Annotated in this window: 7 protein-coding genes; 6 read left to right on the forward strand and 1 reads right to left on the reverse strand. The window is 65.2% G+C overall.

The window, feature by feature from the left end; all coding sequences use genetic code 11:
• Positions 1–27: 27 nt before the first annotated feature.
• Positions 28–1,422: a vanadium-dependent haloperoxidase gene (locus V5B59_RS23800; protein ID WP_169070681.1), complete on the forward strand. Its 1,395-nt coding sequence runs from the start codon at positions 28–30 to the stop codon at positions 1,420–1,422.
• Here the strand turns inward: V5B59_RS23800 and V5B59_RS23805 are convergent.
• Positions 1,416–2,075: a hypothetical protein gene (locus V5B59_RS23805; RefSeq protein ID WP_169070682.1), complete on the reverse strand. Its 660-nt coding sequence runs from the start codon at positions 2,073–2,075 to the stop codon at positions 1,416–1,418. The two genes, V5B59_RS23800 and V5B59_RS23805, sit on opposite strands and share 7 nt — an antisense overlap.
• 575 nt (positions 2,076–2,650) lie before the next feature.
• Here V5B59_RS23805 and V5B59_RS23810 point away from each other — a divergent pair.
• The 5 genes from V5B59_RS23810 (at position 2,651) to V5B59_RS23830 (ending at position 14,175) form a co-directional block, all read left to right on the forward strand.
• Positions 2,651–3,613 (forward strand): hypothetical protein, encoded by a 963-nt coding sequence (locus V5B59_RS23810; RefSeq protein ID WP_332352401.1) that lies wholly within the window; start codon positions 2,651–2,653, stop codon positions 3,611–3,613.
• Between the two features lie 966 nt (positions 3,614–4,579).
• Entirely contained in the window at positions 4,580–5,110 is a 531-nt protein-coding gene (locus V5B59_RS23815; protein WP_332352402.1) for a hypothetical protein, read from the forward strand.
• Between the two features lie 25 nt (positions 5,111–5,135).
• The gene (locus V5B59_RS23820) at positions 5,136–5,747 is read left to right on the forward strand and encodes a PEP-CTERM sorting domain-containing protein (protein ID WP_332352403.1); all 612 of its coding nucleotides are present in this window, start codon (positions 5,136–5,138) and stop codon (positions 5,745–5,747) included.
• A 26-nt stretch (positions 5,748–5,773) separates the two neighbouring features.
• The gene (locus tag V5B59_RS23825; protein ID WP_332352404.1) at positions 5,774–12,514 is read left to right on the forward strand and encodes a PKD domain-containing protein; all 6,741 of its coding nucleotides are present in this window, start codon (positions 5,774–5,776) and stop codon (positions 12,512–12,514) included.
• A 272-nt stretch (positions 12,515–12,786) separates the two neighbouring features.
• Positions 12,787–14,175, forward strand: a complete 1,389-nt coding sequence (locus V5B59_RS23830) for an RHS repeat-associated core domain-containing protein (protein ID WP_332352405.1) — start codon at positions 12,787–12,789, stop codon at positions 14,173–14,175.
• Positions 14,176–14,906: the final 731 nt, after the last annotated feature.

The following is a 14,906-nucleotide window of genomic DNA, read 5'->3' on the forward strand; positions in this document are numbered from 1 at the left end:
CTTTCACATTAACGGAGGCTCACCCTGGTGGGTTTGATCCGCGCGCTCGCCGGTGTTGGCCTATGCCTGCTATTCTGCGTCGCTGGCCTGGCGGTGGAACTGCCTCGCGGCGCGGATTCCGCAGGTCCGCTGACCGACCCGAGCCATTGGCGGAAGTGGCTGCCCGAGATCTCCGACGCCGCTGACGTCAGCCTGCCGGTAATCGCCCCCTTGCCGCCGCTGACGATGGCGACCTCTGATCCGATCCGCCAGCGTTTCATGGATCAGGCGCTCGTGCAGCAGTGGGCAAGCGGGCCCGCGTCGCTGCCCTGGAACCGTCTTGCCCTCGAACTGATCGTCAAATATCAGCAGAACCCGCTGCGCGCGGCGCGCGTGCTCGCACACCTGCACGCGGCGGCCCATGACGCCATCGTCGGTCTGGCGGCGACGAGCAGCGAGGAAGCCGCCCAGGCGGTGGCCGTGCATGCAGCGGCGGCGGGCGTACTGGCGCATTTCTACCCGCGAGAATCGCCGGGGCGCCTGGAAGCGATCGGCATCGGCGCGATCCTGGCCGTCGCCGCCAGCGCACGGATGTCGCCGCAGACGCTCGATTTGGCGCGCGCAGCCGGCCGCCGCGCCGCCACCGCGGCGATCCGGCGGGCCCTCGACGATGGCGGCGATGCGACCTGGAACCCGGCGGACCGTCCGCCTCCCGCTCCACGTATCTGGCGCGCCGCACCACCGCTCAATCTCGCCAATCCGGGCGAGCCGCTGGCCGGTAAATGGCGAACCTGGGCGCTGGTTGACGGCAGGGAGATGCAGCCGCCACCGCCGCCGCCCTTCGGCAGCGAGCGCTACTGGGAAGAAGCGCGCGAGGTGCTGCGGGTAGCGCGCCGCTTGAGCGTCGAGCAGAAGCGCATCGCCGACGAGTGGAACCTCGACCGGGGTTCGGTGACGCCGCCGGGAGTCTGGAATCGCAAAGCGATGCAGTGGGTGTCCCAGCGCGCCCTGGGCACGGCCGAGACCGCGCGCGTGTTCGCCGCGCTCAATGTGGCGATGGCGGATGCGCTCATCGCCTGCTGGCAGGCGAAGTTCGAACACTGGAGCGTGCGGCCGGTCAACGTCATCCGCGAGAAGCTCGATCCGGACTTTCTGCCCTGGTTATTCACGCCACCGTTTCCGAGCTACGTCTCGGGTCATGCGGCAGTTTCCAGCGCGGCTGCCGAGGTGCTCGCCGCTTACTTTCCGGAGCAGGCCGACGAGTGGCGAGCCGCCGCCGACGAGGCGGCGATGTCGCGCCTGTACGGCGGCATCCACTTTCGTAGCGACAACGAGGAGGGGCTGCGACTCGGCCGCCGGGTCGGTCGACGCGTGCTCGAGCGCGGCCTCGGCCGTGACCGCCTCCCGGCAGGCGGCGAGCCGGTGCATCCCGCCGTTCAGTAGGCGAGGTAGCCGAGTTGTCCGAACACTTCGCCGCAGCGCGCGCGAACGGCGACGAGCACGGGACTGGCGATGACCGCTGGCGTCACGACGGTGGGTTCGCTCGTCTCCAGCCGGAAAAGCAGCCTGCCGTCGATCGCCTCGTAGCTGAATATCTCGTAGCCGCCGGCAGCGGGGGTCGGTGCCCAGCGGATGCGCTTTTCACCCGCATCAAGCGAATCAAGGGTCAGACCACTGACCGCGCAGGCAGAGCGCGCGTCGATCAGGAAGCGGTGCTCGCGGGCAGGCGATGGCGCCGGTGGCGCACCCTCCGGGCACAGGCTCGTGACGCGCACGCTGACCCGCGCCAAGCCATCGGCCAGCGCCTGTGGCGGCAGGAAACGGGTGTCGTTGACGAGGCTGTCGATGCTGGCCAGGGTCCGGCCTTCCGGTTCGCGGCTGACGAGCTGGAGGCGATAGCTTGACACACCGGCGGCCGCGCGCCACGCGATCATCGGTCTCGTCGAGGATTCGCGCGACCCCTGCGCCGGCGTGACGATCGCTGGATTGAGGCACGGCAGCCCGGCGAGCGCGGGCGACGCCAGCCCGACGCCGGCGAGGCATACCGCCGCCCGTGCCACAGGCCGTCGGGATAGGAAAACGTGCAGGCTTGCCATGACCTTCCGAGATCGGGGCCGTGCCCCCCTGATGCGGCCAATGCCCTGAAAAGGGTGTGAATGAAAGTGTTGGGAGGTACCGATGGCTCCCCTCCCCCTCGCGGGGGAGGGGTTGGGGGAGAGGGGGCGTCCATGCCCTCGCATGCCAGCAGAGCAGACTTACGGCTCTGGCTATGTGCTTTCGCAAGGATTTGACGAATTCGTGTGCAACGATGATCCCCTCTCCCCCAACCCATTCCACGGCCCGCGCTGCATCGCGGGCCGGCTGCGGCGGCGCGGAGCAGTGCTCCGCGAAACCCCGCCTTCGCCCCCACAAGGGGGGAGGGGTGATCACCGATGTGAACGCATCTCTATCGAACAAGGCACTTCGACCAACGCTTTCATTCGCACCCTCCTGAAAACGCTTGATCTGTTGGTGGTTTGGCGCTATGGTACCCCCAATGCCGATAAGGAAGGGAGTTCTTTCGGTATCCGTCACAACACAGTGCATCAAGCCTCGCGCGGCGTCGGCGGGGCGACGATAGAGACAAGGGGAGGGCGCCTTGCGGATTGTCGGCTGGATGAGGGTGGCTGCCATGCTGCTGTGGGCGGCGACCGGGATTGCGGGCACCGAGCGCTTCGACTACGACGCGCTTGGCCGCCTCGTCCGCCACATCGACTCTCCCGGCACGGTGACCGAATACGTCTACGATGGCGTCGGCAATATCCTTGAAGTGCGCCGCTCGCTTGAAGCGGGCCCGCCGGTGGTCAGCACGGTTCTGCCCGCCAGCGTGCGTCGTGGTCAGTCGGTGCGCATCGCCCTCACCGGCAGCCGGCTGTCCGGCGCACGCGTCGCCACTTCCGACCCCGAACTCGACATCAGTTCCCTGACGGCCGCGGCGACCGGCGTCAGCTTCACCTTGAGCGCGTCCGCCGCGGCAACGCTCGGTGCGCGGGTGTTCACCGTGTCCACCTCGACCGGCCACACGATCTTCTCGCTGCTGATCGCGCCGCAACTGCCGGCATTGAGCTTCGCGCCGTCGGCGGTGACGCTGCAGGCCGGGCAGACGCAGGAGGTGACGTTGACACTGTCGAACCCCGACAGCGTCGCGCACAGCCTGTCGCTGGCGATCGGCAACACCGCCGTCGCGTCGGTTTCGACCGCCAGCATCACCCTGTCGCCTGGCCAGACCAGCGCGGTGTTCAGTGTTTCGGGGATTGCCTCGGGTGTTACGGCGTTGAACATTGGCTCGCCAACGCTGGCGCCGACGGCGGTCGGCATTTATGTTTCTGCCCCGTTCACCGGCGAGAGCGCCGCCTACGCGCCGTTGGTGGGGATCTTCCGGGTTGAGGCGGCGGGCGGTGGAACGAGTCCGATCGGACCCTTCACCGCGCCCAATGTGGGAGTCTTCCGGCCCGAAGCTGTGGGTGGTGGGACGAGTGTGGCAGGACCGTTTGCGGCACCCAACGTGGGAGTCTTTCGGCCCGAGGTGCCGGGCGGAGGAGGCAGCCTGATCGGCCCGATCGTCGCGCCAGACGTGGGTGTGCAGCGTGAATGACGAAGCTCGGCATATTCGAGAGGAGAAGGTGAAATGAAACGGAGGATCATTGATTTTGCGGGTATCGCACTCGCGGTCGCACTGCTGCCTTGCACGGCTTTGGCATTCGATAGTGGCAGCACGGGTGTGGATGGCGATTTCAACCCGCCGGTGAACACGGAAGTCGTGTTGCCGCCGAATGGGATACTGAACTATCGGAGCGTCAATATACCGCTCGGTGTGACCGTCCGCTTCAAGAGAAACTCCGCAAACACACCAGTGACGATTCTCGTAGCCGGGGATGCGGTGATCGTGGGGACGATCAACTTGGATGGAGAGATCGCGCCAGTCTCCGGTCCTGGTACTGCCAACGACAATCCACTGGATGACGGGTTACCAGGAAAAGGCGGGCCGGGAGGGTTCGATGGTGGATTCGGAGGGCTTCCAACAACAAGTAGTGCTCGCGGTGGCAACGGCTTGGGTCCTGGCGGTGGTGGCGCGGGTGGAGAATTAGCCATCTGGGCGGGTGGCATTGTACCTGGACAAGGAGGCGGAGCTGGCTACGCGACGAGCGGCAATAGCCCCGTAGAGGTGACACTCAGCTATACAACCAGCGGCGGTACCGGGGGGGAAATTTATGGGTCAAAGTTTCTAGTGCCCTTGATTGGTGGCTCCGGTGGTGGGGGCGGAGGGAGAGGAAGCTCATCTCAAGGTGAGGGGGGTGGCGGGGGCGGAGGCGCATTGTTACTTGCTGCGACGGGCACCGTTACGCTTTCGGGGGTGATAAGCGCCAAAGGCGGCAGCGCGGGACGCTCAGCCGGCACTGCCTTTGGTGGCGCTGGAAGCGGGGGGGCAATCCGAATCGTTGCTACGACGATCACAGGCCGGGGAGCCATCAATGTTGATGGCGGAACGGGAAGGATAAATACCACCAGCGTTTTGGGGAAAGGCGGTCAAGGCCGTGTTCGACTGGAAGCAGAGAATTTCGTGGGCATTGGCGACTTCAACTCCGCACTCACCTTCGGTACCCCGGCACCTCTGTTCGTCGCCGGCCAGCCCGTACTGCACTTTGCCACAGTGGCCGGCATTCCGGTGCCGGCGAACCCAACCGGCTTCGGCGACGTGACGGTGCCGGCAGCAACGGCCAACCCTGTGACCATCGCCCTCGCCACATCAGGCATCCCGGTCGGCAGCACAGTGAAGGTCAGCGTCACTCCGCAATACGGCGCGCCGATCTCGGTCGACAGTCCGCCAACGGCCGGGTCTCTCGCCAACTCCACGACCAGTGTGTCGCTTGATATCCCATTCGGCAATAACGTCCTCTCTGCCCAGACATCGTTCACGGTCGTCGCGGCTGTCGGCGACGCGCTCTCGCGTTTTGCCCAAGGCGAGCGGGTCGAAAAAGTGACGCTGACGAGCACGCTCGGACAGGGCGAGAAGGCGACCTTGCACACGGTCGCCGGCAACCAGTTCGAAGTCGAACCGGCGCAGCTCAAACTCGCGGCCCTCCTGCAGTAAGCACATCACCACCGGAACCTACACCATGAAAAATCGCATCGCACTCAACGCAGCGGCATTCCTCTGCGCCGCCGCCTTCGCCAGCACCAACGCCTTGGCGCTCAGCATCGACTTCGAAACGCTGACCGACGAGGCGGCGGTGACCAACCAGTTCGCGGGCGTCACCTTCTCGAACGCCACCGCCCGCAAAGCCGGGTTCTCGCTCAACGAGGCGGACTTTCCGCCGCATTCTGGCAACTTCGTCGCCTCCGACGAGGGCGGCCCGATGACCTTGCTGTTTTCGAGCCCCGTCACGCAGGTGAGCGCTTTCTTCACCTATGCCGCGCCACTGACGTTGACCGCCTGGGATGCCTTCGACGCTTTCCTCGGTAGCACCCTGTCGGCGTTTTCGACCAATGCGGCGCTTTCGGGAGATCCGGGCTCTTCGCCCAATGAATTCCTGGAACTCGCGTCCGCGTCGGGGATCTCGAAGCTCACGATCAGCGGCGATGCCGGCGGCGGTTCGTTCGTGCTCGACGACCTTTCGTTCACCCCGAAGGCACTGCCCGTGCCGGAGCCGGCGACCGCCGCACTGACGGCCATCGCGCTGGCCGGCCTGCTGGCGCGGCGACGTTTCGCGGGTTCCGCGCTGGTGTGACAGCAGGAAGAGTGCGGGGAGCAGGCATGAGCATCCACGAGTGCGGCCGTCTGGCCGCGATGGCGTCATCGGCGCTCGCGCGCGTTCTTTTCACCACTCGCCTCGCGACCCTGCTGGCTCTGTCGTTGTTGGCCGGCCTGCTGCTGGCGCCGTCCGCCGCCTGGGCCGCGCCGAGCATCGGTACGGTGCAGCTCACGCCGACGAGCATCGCCTCGGGCGTGGCGACGACCGTTCGCGTGACCGCCGTGATCGACGATCCGGGCGTCATTCCCTCTACCGTCAACCTGCAGCGCCTGAACGACGCCGGCGCAGCGGTCGCGGTGCTCGGCGCGCTGCACGACGACGGAGCGAATGGCGACGCCGTCGCCGGCGATCACGTCTACACGCTCGACGCCGTGTTCACCGAAACGGTGGCGGTGCGGCTGCGCGTGTCGGCGGGCTTCAAGGGCCTGTTGAAGCGCCTGTTCTCGGCCGAAATGTTGCTCAACATCAATCGTCCGCCGGTGGCCGATGCCGGACGCGACCGCGACGTCGCCGCCGGCAGCGACGTCGAAGTCGACGGACGCCTCAGCAGCGATCCGGACGGCGACCGCCTGGCGTATCTGTGGACGCTCGAGGAACGCCCGGCCGGCAGCAGCAGCGCACTCGTCGGCGTCGACCGCGCGCGGCCGCTGTTTTTCGCCGACGAGGCCGGCGATTACCGGCTCAAGCTGGTCGTCAACGACGGCAAGGCCGACAGCCCGCCGGCCTTCGTCCGCATCCACGCCAGCGCGACCAATGCGCCGCCGACCGCCGATGCCGGGCCCGACCAGCACGTTCCCGCCGGCGCGTCGGTACGTCTCGACGGGCGCGGCAGCCGCGACCCCGAGGGCGCCCCGATCGGCTACGCCTGGGAACTCGTCGACAAACCGGCGTCGAGCACGGCCGCGCTCGACGACCCGACTTCCGTCACACCGGGCTTCCTCGCCGACCTGGGCGGCCGCTACGTGCTGCGCCTGACGGTGACCGACGGCAGCGCCACCGGAGTTCCCGACGAGATCGTCGTCACCGCGTATGCGACCAACACGCCGCCGACCGCCGTTCCGGGGCTGGATCAGAGCGTCATGCCGGGAAGTCGCGTCGACCTCGACGGTTCGGCCAGCTTCGACCCCGACCCGGGCGACGGCATTGTCCAGTACGCCTGGAGCTTCATCGCCGTTCCGCACGGCAGTACGGCGGCGCTGTCGCCGGCGATCCAGGTCTTCCCCAGTCCACCGCTGACTTCCTTTGTCGCCGACCTTGCCGGCGATTACGTGATCGAACTCGTCGTCACCGATCAGCGCGGCGCCCGCAGCGCGCCACGCCGCGTGCTGGTGCGCGCCGGTTCTCCGGATTCGCTCAAGCCGGCGCTGACCCGCCTCCAGCCGAACACGGCCGTCGCCGGCTCGGGTCCGCTGGTCCTTGCGGTCGAAGGCCTGCGCTTCGACCCGGCGGCCAGCGTCGTCTTCGGAACGACGCCGCTCGCTACGCGTTTCATCCATGCCACGAAACTCTCCGCCGACGTGCCGGCCGCGCTGCTCGCTTCGCCCGGATCTTTCCCCGTGCTGGTGCGCAACCCGGCGTCCGCTGGCGGCGATTCCAACAGCCGTCTGTTTACCGTCGGGCCGGCGACGCCGATCCTCAGCGCCGTCACGCCCTCGGTGCTGGAAGTCGGCAAGGCGGAAACCCTCGCTCTCGGCGGCGCCAATTTCACGCCGGCGTCCAAGGTGCGCTTCGGCGCCAGCACGCTGGCGACGACCTTCGGCAGCTCGGTGAACCTGACGGCGCTGGTTCCCGCGGCGCTGTTGACCGCGCCCGGAACCGTTCCGGTCAGCGTCGTCGATCCGGTCGCTGGCTTCTCGAACGCGATCGACGTGACCGTCGGCAGCAGACTCGCGATCAGCGGCATCTCGCCTGCCGAGGGTCCGCCGGGAACGCTGGTGACCATCGATGGCGCCGGTTTCGTCCCCACCGCCGGTGGCAACCAGGTCAGGATCGGCGGCGTCACGGCCGGGGTGGTGAGCGCCGACGCCAACCGGCTGACGGCGACGGTCTCCCTGGCCGCGCAGAGCGGTGCGGTGACGGTGACGACCGCGCGCGGAACGGCGAGCGGGCCGACCTTCACCGTCAGGCACGAACAGGATTTCCAGATTGTCGCCAGCCCGGCCGAACTGATCACGGCGCCGGGCGGCGCCGCGTCGCTGATGGTGCAGTTGGCCAGCACCGGTGTGAAGCCATTCACGGGTCTCGCGCAATTGTCGGTCGCCGGGCTTCCGGCCGGGGTCACCGCGAACTTCTCCAGCCCGTCGCTGGGCGCCGGCAAGACCGCGAGCCTGTCGCTGGCCGTGCCGGCGACGCTCGCCGCCGGCACCTACAACGCGCGTATCGACGGCGTCGCCACCATCGATGGCGCGACGCAAACGAAAAGCGGCGCTTTCAAGATCAAGGTGACGGGCCTTGGCGCGGCCAGCGGCGTGGCAGGACGTTTCGTCGACACGCAGGGTCGCGGCATCGCCGGCATCATCGTCCGCGCCGAGGACGCCGCGGCCGGCGGCACGAGTCTGGCCTTGACCACCAGCGACGCCGGCGGCAACTTCCTGCTCGCCGGTCTGCCGGCCGCGAAAATCACGCTGCGCATCGACGCCACGCCGGCCAATCCCGGCTTCCCGATCTGGCCCTACACGCTCGTTCTCGAAGCCGGCAAGATCACGCCGCTGTCCGACTGGGTGGTGCAGCCGCCGCCGCGCGACGACCTGTTCAGGCCGCTGATCGCCAACCACAGCGAGGATCAGGTGTTCACCAACCCGGAGACGCCGGGGCTGTCGGTGCGCGTGCCGGCCGGCGTCGCGATTCAGGGTTGGGATGGTGTCATCAAGTCGCGCATGGCCGTCGAGCGCGTCGCTCCCGACAAGCTGCCGACCGAAGCCGCGCCGAACGGCGCCCGCAGCTACTACCGGATCTCCTTCGGAACGCCGATGGGTGGCGTGCCGCTCAATTCCGGCAGCGGGCCGTCGGCGGTGTTCGTCACCGCGCCCAACGACATGGGCCTCAGTCCGGGTGAGAAGGCCGATCACTGGTACTACTACGGCACGCCGCTGGCCGGCGAAGGTGGCTGGCGCAAGGCCGGCACGGGAACCGTTTCTGCCGACGGCAAGACGATCAGCGCCGATCCGGGTTCGGGAATCGACCGCTTCTGCGGCGTCTGCGGCTTATCGTGCTTCACGCGCAACTGGGACATCCCGAGTCCGCCGTGCCCGGATTGCGAGGTCAACGGGCCGCCCGGCAAGGCCGGCAAGCCGGTAACGCTGGCACTCGGGATGGAACTCTCCAGCGAGGTGGATATGGTCATCGACGGCGTGATGCCGATCACCATCGGTCGCAGCTACTTCCCCTGGAACGCCTTCGTCAGGAGCGCAGCATTGTCGTCGAGCCTCGGCAATGGCTGGATGTTCAGCTACGACTGGATCGTTTACACCGATCCGGCTACCGGCGAAGTCCGGCTGGTGCTTCCCGGAAACGCTCGCGGCGTCACTTTCACTCCCAGTGGGTCCGGCACCTACGAGGCGCCGAACGACCTGCGCTTCGGCGGTGCCAAGCTGATCTCCGGCGACGGCTGGCAGCTCAAGTTCAAGGATGGCCGCACCTGGCGCTTCCGGCAGATCGGTTTCGTGAGCTGGCTCGTCGAGCAACGCGACGCCAACGGCAACGTGCTGCGCATCGAGCGCAATGACTCTGGACGGCCGACGACGATCACCGCGCCGGGCAGGGCGGTCTCGATCGGCGTCGCCAGCGGATTCGCCGTGGGCCCCGGCGGGGCACCGGTCGGCGAACTGATTCAGGTGGTGCGCGACGCCACCGGGCGCGAGGTGCGCTACGCCTACAACGCCGACGGCCGCTTGTCGACGGTGACCGGGCCGGATGGCGGGGTCACCAGCTACGGCTACATCAAGCCGCCCGAACCCAAAACCGTCTATACGGGTACCATGGCCAGCGGCAGTAGTGGTGGTTCGGGAACGATACCCGTGGTGTCATCGTATCCGAATCGCTCCGACGGGCCGTTCTACATTGGCTCGATCTCCCGGTCGGGGACGACGCAGCCGCTGACGTTCGACTACAGCGAAGGCATGCGCCTGGTCCGCCAGCACTCGGCCAACTGGGATCTGCGCTTCGCCTACGAGTTGAACGGAACTTGCGCGCTGCGCGGGACATCGCTGCCGGTCTGTACCGGCGCCGGCGTTCCCAATGAAGACTCGCTCGAAAACCGCTCGGCCGGTTGGCAGTTCTTCGGTGGCGAAGTCGTCGCCACCCGCGTCTATGACGCCAGCGGCCGCGGCTATACGGTCCGCTTCAATGCATCGCGACTCGGTATCGAGCTGATCGACGGCGACGGTCAGCGCACGCAATTCGAGCGGGATGCGCGCAACCGCATCACCAGGATCACCGATCCGCTCGGGCGCGTCACGCAGTACGCCTACGACGGCAACAGCAACATCACGCAGATCGTTGACGCCGCCGGACGCACCACCACCCTGTCTTACCATCCGATCTGGAACAAGGTGACGAGCATCACGCGCGGGCTGGCGGACGGCACCGCGGCCACCTACCGCTTCGAGTACGAGGACTCGGAGGCGAGCGGCGGCAAGCTGCTGCGCGCCATCGACCCGCTCGGCAACGTCACCCAGTACAGCTACACCGACGCCGGCGGCGCCAGGGGGCTGGTGCGGAAAGTGACCGACCCGCTCGGCAACGTCACCACGCTCGCCTACAGCCCGGCGGCCGATCTCGCGGCGGTGACCGACGCGCTCGGCAATTCGGTCGAGTTCCAGCGCGATCTGGTCGGCCGCCTGCAGCGGGTGACCGACGCGGTCGGCGCCAGCACCTTCAGCGAATACAACCGCGCCGACCAGGTGACCCGGATCACCGACGCCAACTCCGGCGTCACCAGTTTCAGTTACGACGCCAAGCGCGACCCGACGGTGGTGATCGATCCACTCGGCCGTGCCGTCGAGTCCTATGTCAGCGACGACATGCACCGCCTGACGCGCCGCAGCGACGCCAAGGGCGGCCTCGAGACCTACGACTACGACTCCGCCAGCCGCCTGCTCGCCGCCACCGACCGCAAGGGGCAGCGCGCGAGCCTCGAATACGACCGGCAGAACCGCGTCACGAGCATCACCTACGCCGGTGGCGGTACGGAGAGTCGCGACTACGACGCCGCCGGCCGCGTCGTTCGCATCCGCGACGGCGTGGGCACGATCGCCTTCGACTACGACGAACTCGATCGCGTCGTGCGCGAAACGACCGATGTCGACGGCCTGGTCAACACCGTCGAGTATCAGTACGACGGCCTCGACCGGCGAATCCGGCGGACGGTGAACGGCATCGACCCGACGACCTACACGTACGACCTCGCCTCGCGCCTGACGACGATCGGCTATCGCGGCAAGACGGTGGGCTACGAGTGGGACGCCGCCTCACGCCTGACCGCCAAGGTCCTGCCCAACGGCATCCGCCAGGAGTACGCCTACGACAAGGCCAGCCGACTCGTCGAGATCCGCTTCCGCAAGTCCGACGGCACGCTGATCGATTCGATCGCCTACGCCTACGACCCGAACGGCCGCCGCGTCGCGCGCACGATGAACCTGCCGACCAACGTCGAGACGCCGATGCAGGGCACCTACGACGAAGCCAACCGCATGACCAGCATCACCTTCCCGGCCACCGGGCAGACCTGCACGCTGGCCTACGACGCCAACGGCAACCTGGCGAGCAAGGCGTGTCCGGGCGGGACGACGACCTACACCTGGGACGCGCGCGACCGGCTGATCGCGATTGCCGGGCCGGGGCTGGCCGCCAGCTTCCGGTACGACGCATTGGGGCGACGGGTGCAGCGGGTGGTCAATGGGCTGAGCACCGGTTATCTCTACGACGGCGTGCAGGCGCTCGCCGAGTTCGGCGCCAACGAGGCGGCGCTGCTCACCGGGCTGGCGATCGACGAAGCGATCGGGCGTTTTGCGGCGAGTGGGGACAGGACGCTGCTGACCGATGCGCTGGGGAGCGTCGTGGCCGAAACGCGGGCGGATCAGAGCATTGCGACGGCGTATGGGTATAGCCCGTATGGGGAGACGGTGCGGAGTGGGGAGGATAGCGGGAACTCGACGCAGTATACGGGGAGGGAGAATGATGGGACGGGGATGTATTTTTATCGGGCGAGGTATTACGAGCCGGGCATCAAGAGATTCTTGGCTGAAGATCCAATTGGTCTGCAAGGAGGAAATAACTTCTATCGCTACGTATATGGGAACCCAGCGGGGTTGACTGACCCGTTTGGTTTGAAACCGCCTAAGCATGATCCAAACGGACAACGTTGTCAAAGTCTCCTTAAGAAGATCACAGATATCAAGGCGGACATTTACAAACGATGGATAGACCTACAAGAGGACAGAAAGAATTTGCCTTATGAAAAACCGGGTGGAAAGCGAAAAGAAAGCGTTCGCGGCCACCAGGAAATCATAGAAGAGCTCTTTGCTGACTTGGACACAGCGCTCAGGGAGTATCAAGAGAACTGCCAACCGAGGCCAGACGAATGCCCGAATCGCCAACGATCGAGTGATTCGCGTTTTACGGTCGACATCGATCCCGTCCTAGCCGGAAGGATCGCCATCCTCACTTTGCTAATCGGCGCATGTATGGCAGCGCCGGAAATCTGTATACCGGTGGGTTTGGCGGGTGCTCGCGCGGTGCAATGAGCGAGCAGGCGGGCAAAGGTGGGGTCAGGGCAAAGGTGGGGTCAAAAGGTGGGGTCAGGTCTTGTTTTTTGCCATCCACAAGAGCTGACAAGATCTGCGGCCACACCTTTTTCAGCACAGAGAATTGGGACGGACCACGATTCTTTGCCGAAGCGCTGGCCCAATGCTCCTCATCAAGGAGCCGCGGGCCGTCATTCAACAGGAGAGCATACCAGGAGAAGAACGATCATGTCAGACCTTCGCCGCAACCCGCTTCATCTCGCAACCTTCTGGTGGCTCGACCTATCGGCGTCAATGATGCCGCGGCGGCGGTGAGTCTCACCGTGCCCGCGTCATCGACATTCTGGCCCGCCTTGTTGGCGAAAGTGCTGGCGCTTGCCGGCCTGTTGCTGGCGGGATTTCCGGCCTCGGCTGCTCCGAGCATCGGGTCGGTGCAGATCACGCCGGACGCGATCACTGCCGGTGCCCCGACGACCGTCCGCGTGACTGCCGTGATTGCCGATCCGACGCTCATCCCGGCCACTGTCAACCTGCAGCGCGTCAATGAGGCCGGGGCAGCCGTCGCGGTGCTCGGCAGCCTGCACGATGACGGACGGAACGGCGACGCCGTCGCCGGCGATCAGGTCTACACCCTCGACGTGGTATTGACCGAGACCTCGCCGCTGCGGCTGCGGGTATCGGCGGGTTTCCAGGGCATGGTGAAGCGCGTGTTCTCGGCAGAAGTCCTGCTCCCGATCAATCGCCCCCCGCTGGCCGACGCCGGTCCCGACCAGAGTGTCGCCCGTGGCAAGCGGGTCAGCCTCGACGGCAGCGCTTCGCGGGATCCCGAAGGAGCGACGCTTAGCCATACCTGGTCGCTGATCGACCGACCGGCGGGAAGCGCTGCCACCCTCACCGACGCCAACCGCGTGCGTCCGACCTTCACCGCCGACGTGCCCGGTCAGTACATCGCGCAGTTGATCGTCCGTGACGGCCCACTCGCCAGCGCCCCGGACACGGTGAGGATCACGGTCACCGACCCCGGGCTGACGATCCTCTATCTGCACGCGGATCATCTCGGCACGCCGAGAGTGGCGACCAACGAAGCCAACGTCGTCGTCTGGCGCAACCTGCCGATCAGCGAACCGTTCGGGATGGCGCTGCCCGAGGAGGACCCGGACGGCGACGGGCAGCCGACGATCATCAACCTGCGCTTTCCGGGGCAGTACTTCGATCGGGAGACGCAGTTGCACTACAACTACTACCGCGATTACGATCCGGGGGTGGGGAGGTATGTGCAGAGCGATCCGATTGGGCTCGAGGGGGGCGTTAACACCTACCTCTACACACTCGGCAACCCGTTGAAATACTCGGACGCCAAAGGCTTGGATGTCTATATGGATATCGCCAATCGACGGGCTGGATTGCAACCAGATATCCCTCCAAACAAGTACGCATGCTTCATCATGTGCTTTGCAGCGAAAACCGCGATCGGTCTTGGCATCGTTGGAAAGGGCGGTAAAGCAGTAGCAAGATATATGGCCTCATCTCTGGAAGCGCCTGCAACAGGCGGGACTATCTCTTGGCTGACGGGTTCCAAACCATCGGCAACAATAGGAGAAATTCTGGGAATCACTGTTTGCTGGGAAGAGTGTTCAGACGCAGCGTGTAAGCCGCGGTAAATATGATCAATAAGTGCCCGGAGTGCGGCCATCTGTTGGCAAATCACTTACCAAATTTTCTTGTCCGAAGAGTCATTTGTGGACAGTGCGGAGCTTCCCTGAAAATAGATGCCTCAGTTTTCTATGCTGTAGTACTGGCGCTCTGGTTACCCATCGTTTATTGGCTGTACCACACTCACAAAGTGTTTCTTTTCTTTGTTGGTGATTGGCTTTCGTTCCTAATTCTCGGGCTGCTATGCAGTCCTCTGATTCGTGTTTCTGTCGAATCAAAGAATGCGAAATAGCGAGGGTACGTATAGAGTCCGCCAGCAATTCCCGGCATAAGTTGCCCAAGCCATTGATTACAAATAGTTCCCAAATTGCATGCACAGGTTTGGTGCGTTAATTGTCAATATAAATCAACATGTTAAATCAGGCCGGGAATTGCTGAGAGTCCGCAATTGATTAAGAGACATTACTAATGGTATATTATGTGTCTGGCATTTTGAAGAACGAAATAATACGCTTAGTATTTTTTTAACGAATCTAAAACTGAAACGAGTCGTTCTTTTAAGTCAGCCTTATTTTTTACAGGTTGCTTTCCGATGCGATAGCAGAATCGGGGACGGACCACGATTCCTTGCGGGAACACGCGTTGATAGCGCCTACTCCCGGCGCAATACGCTTCGCTTATTGCGCTCTACGCCGCTGTTTGGCACGCTGGCCGTCATTCAAAGGACAGGGAGAGAGAG

It is taken from the genome of Candidatus Accumulibacter contiguus, from assembly GCF_036625285.1.
In the GTDB taxonomy this organism is placed as follows: Bacteria; Pseudomonadota; Gammaproteobacteria; order Burkholderiales; family Rhodocyclaceae; genus Accumulibacter; species Accumulibacter contiguus.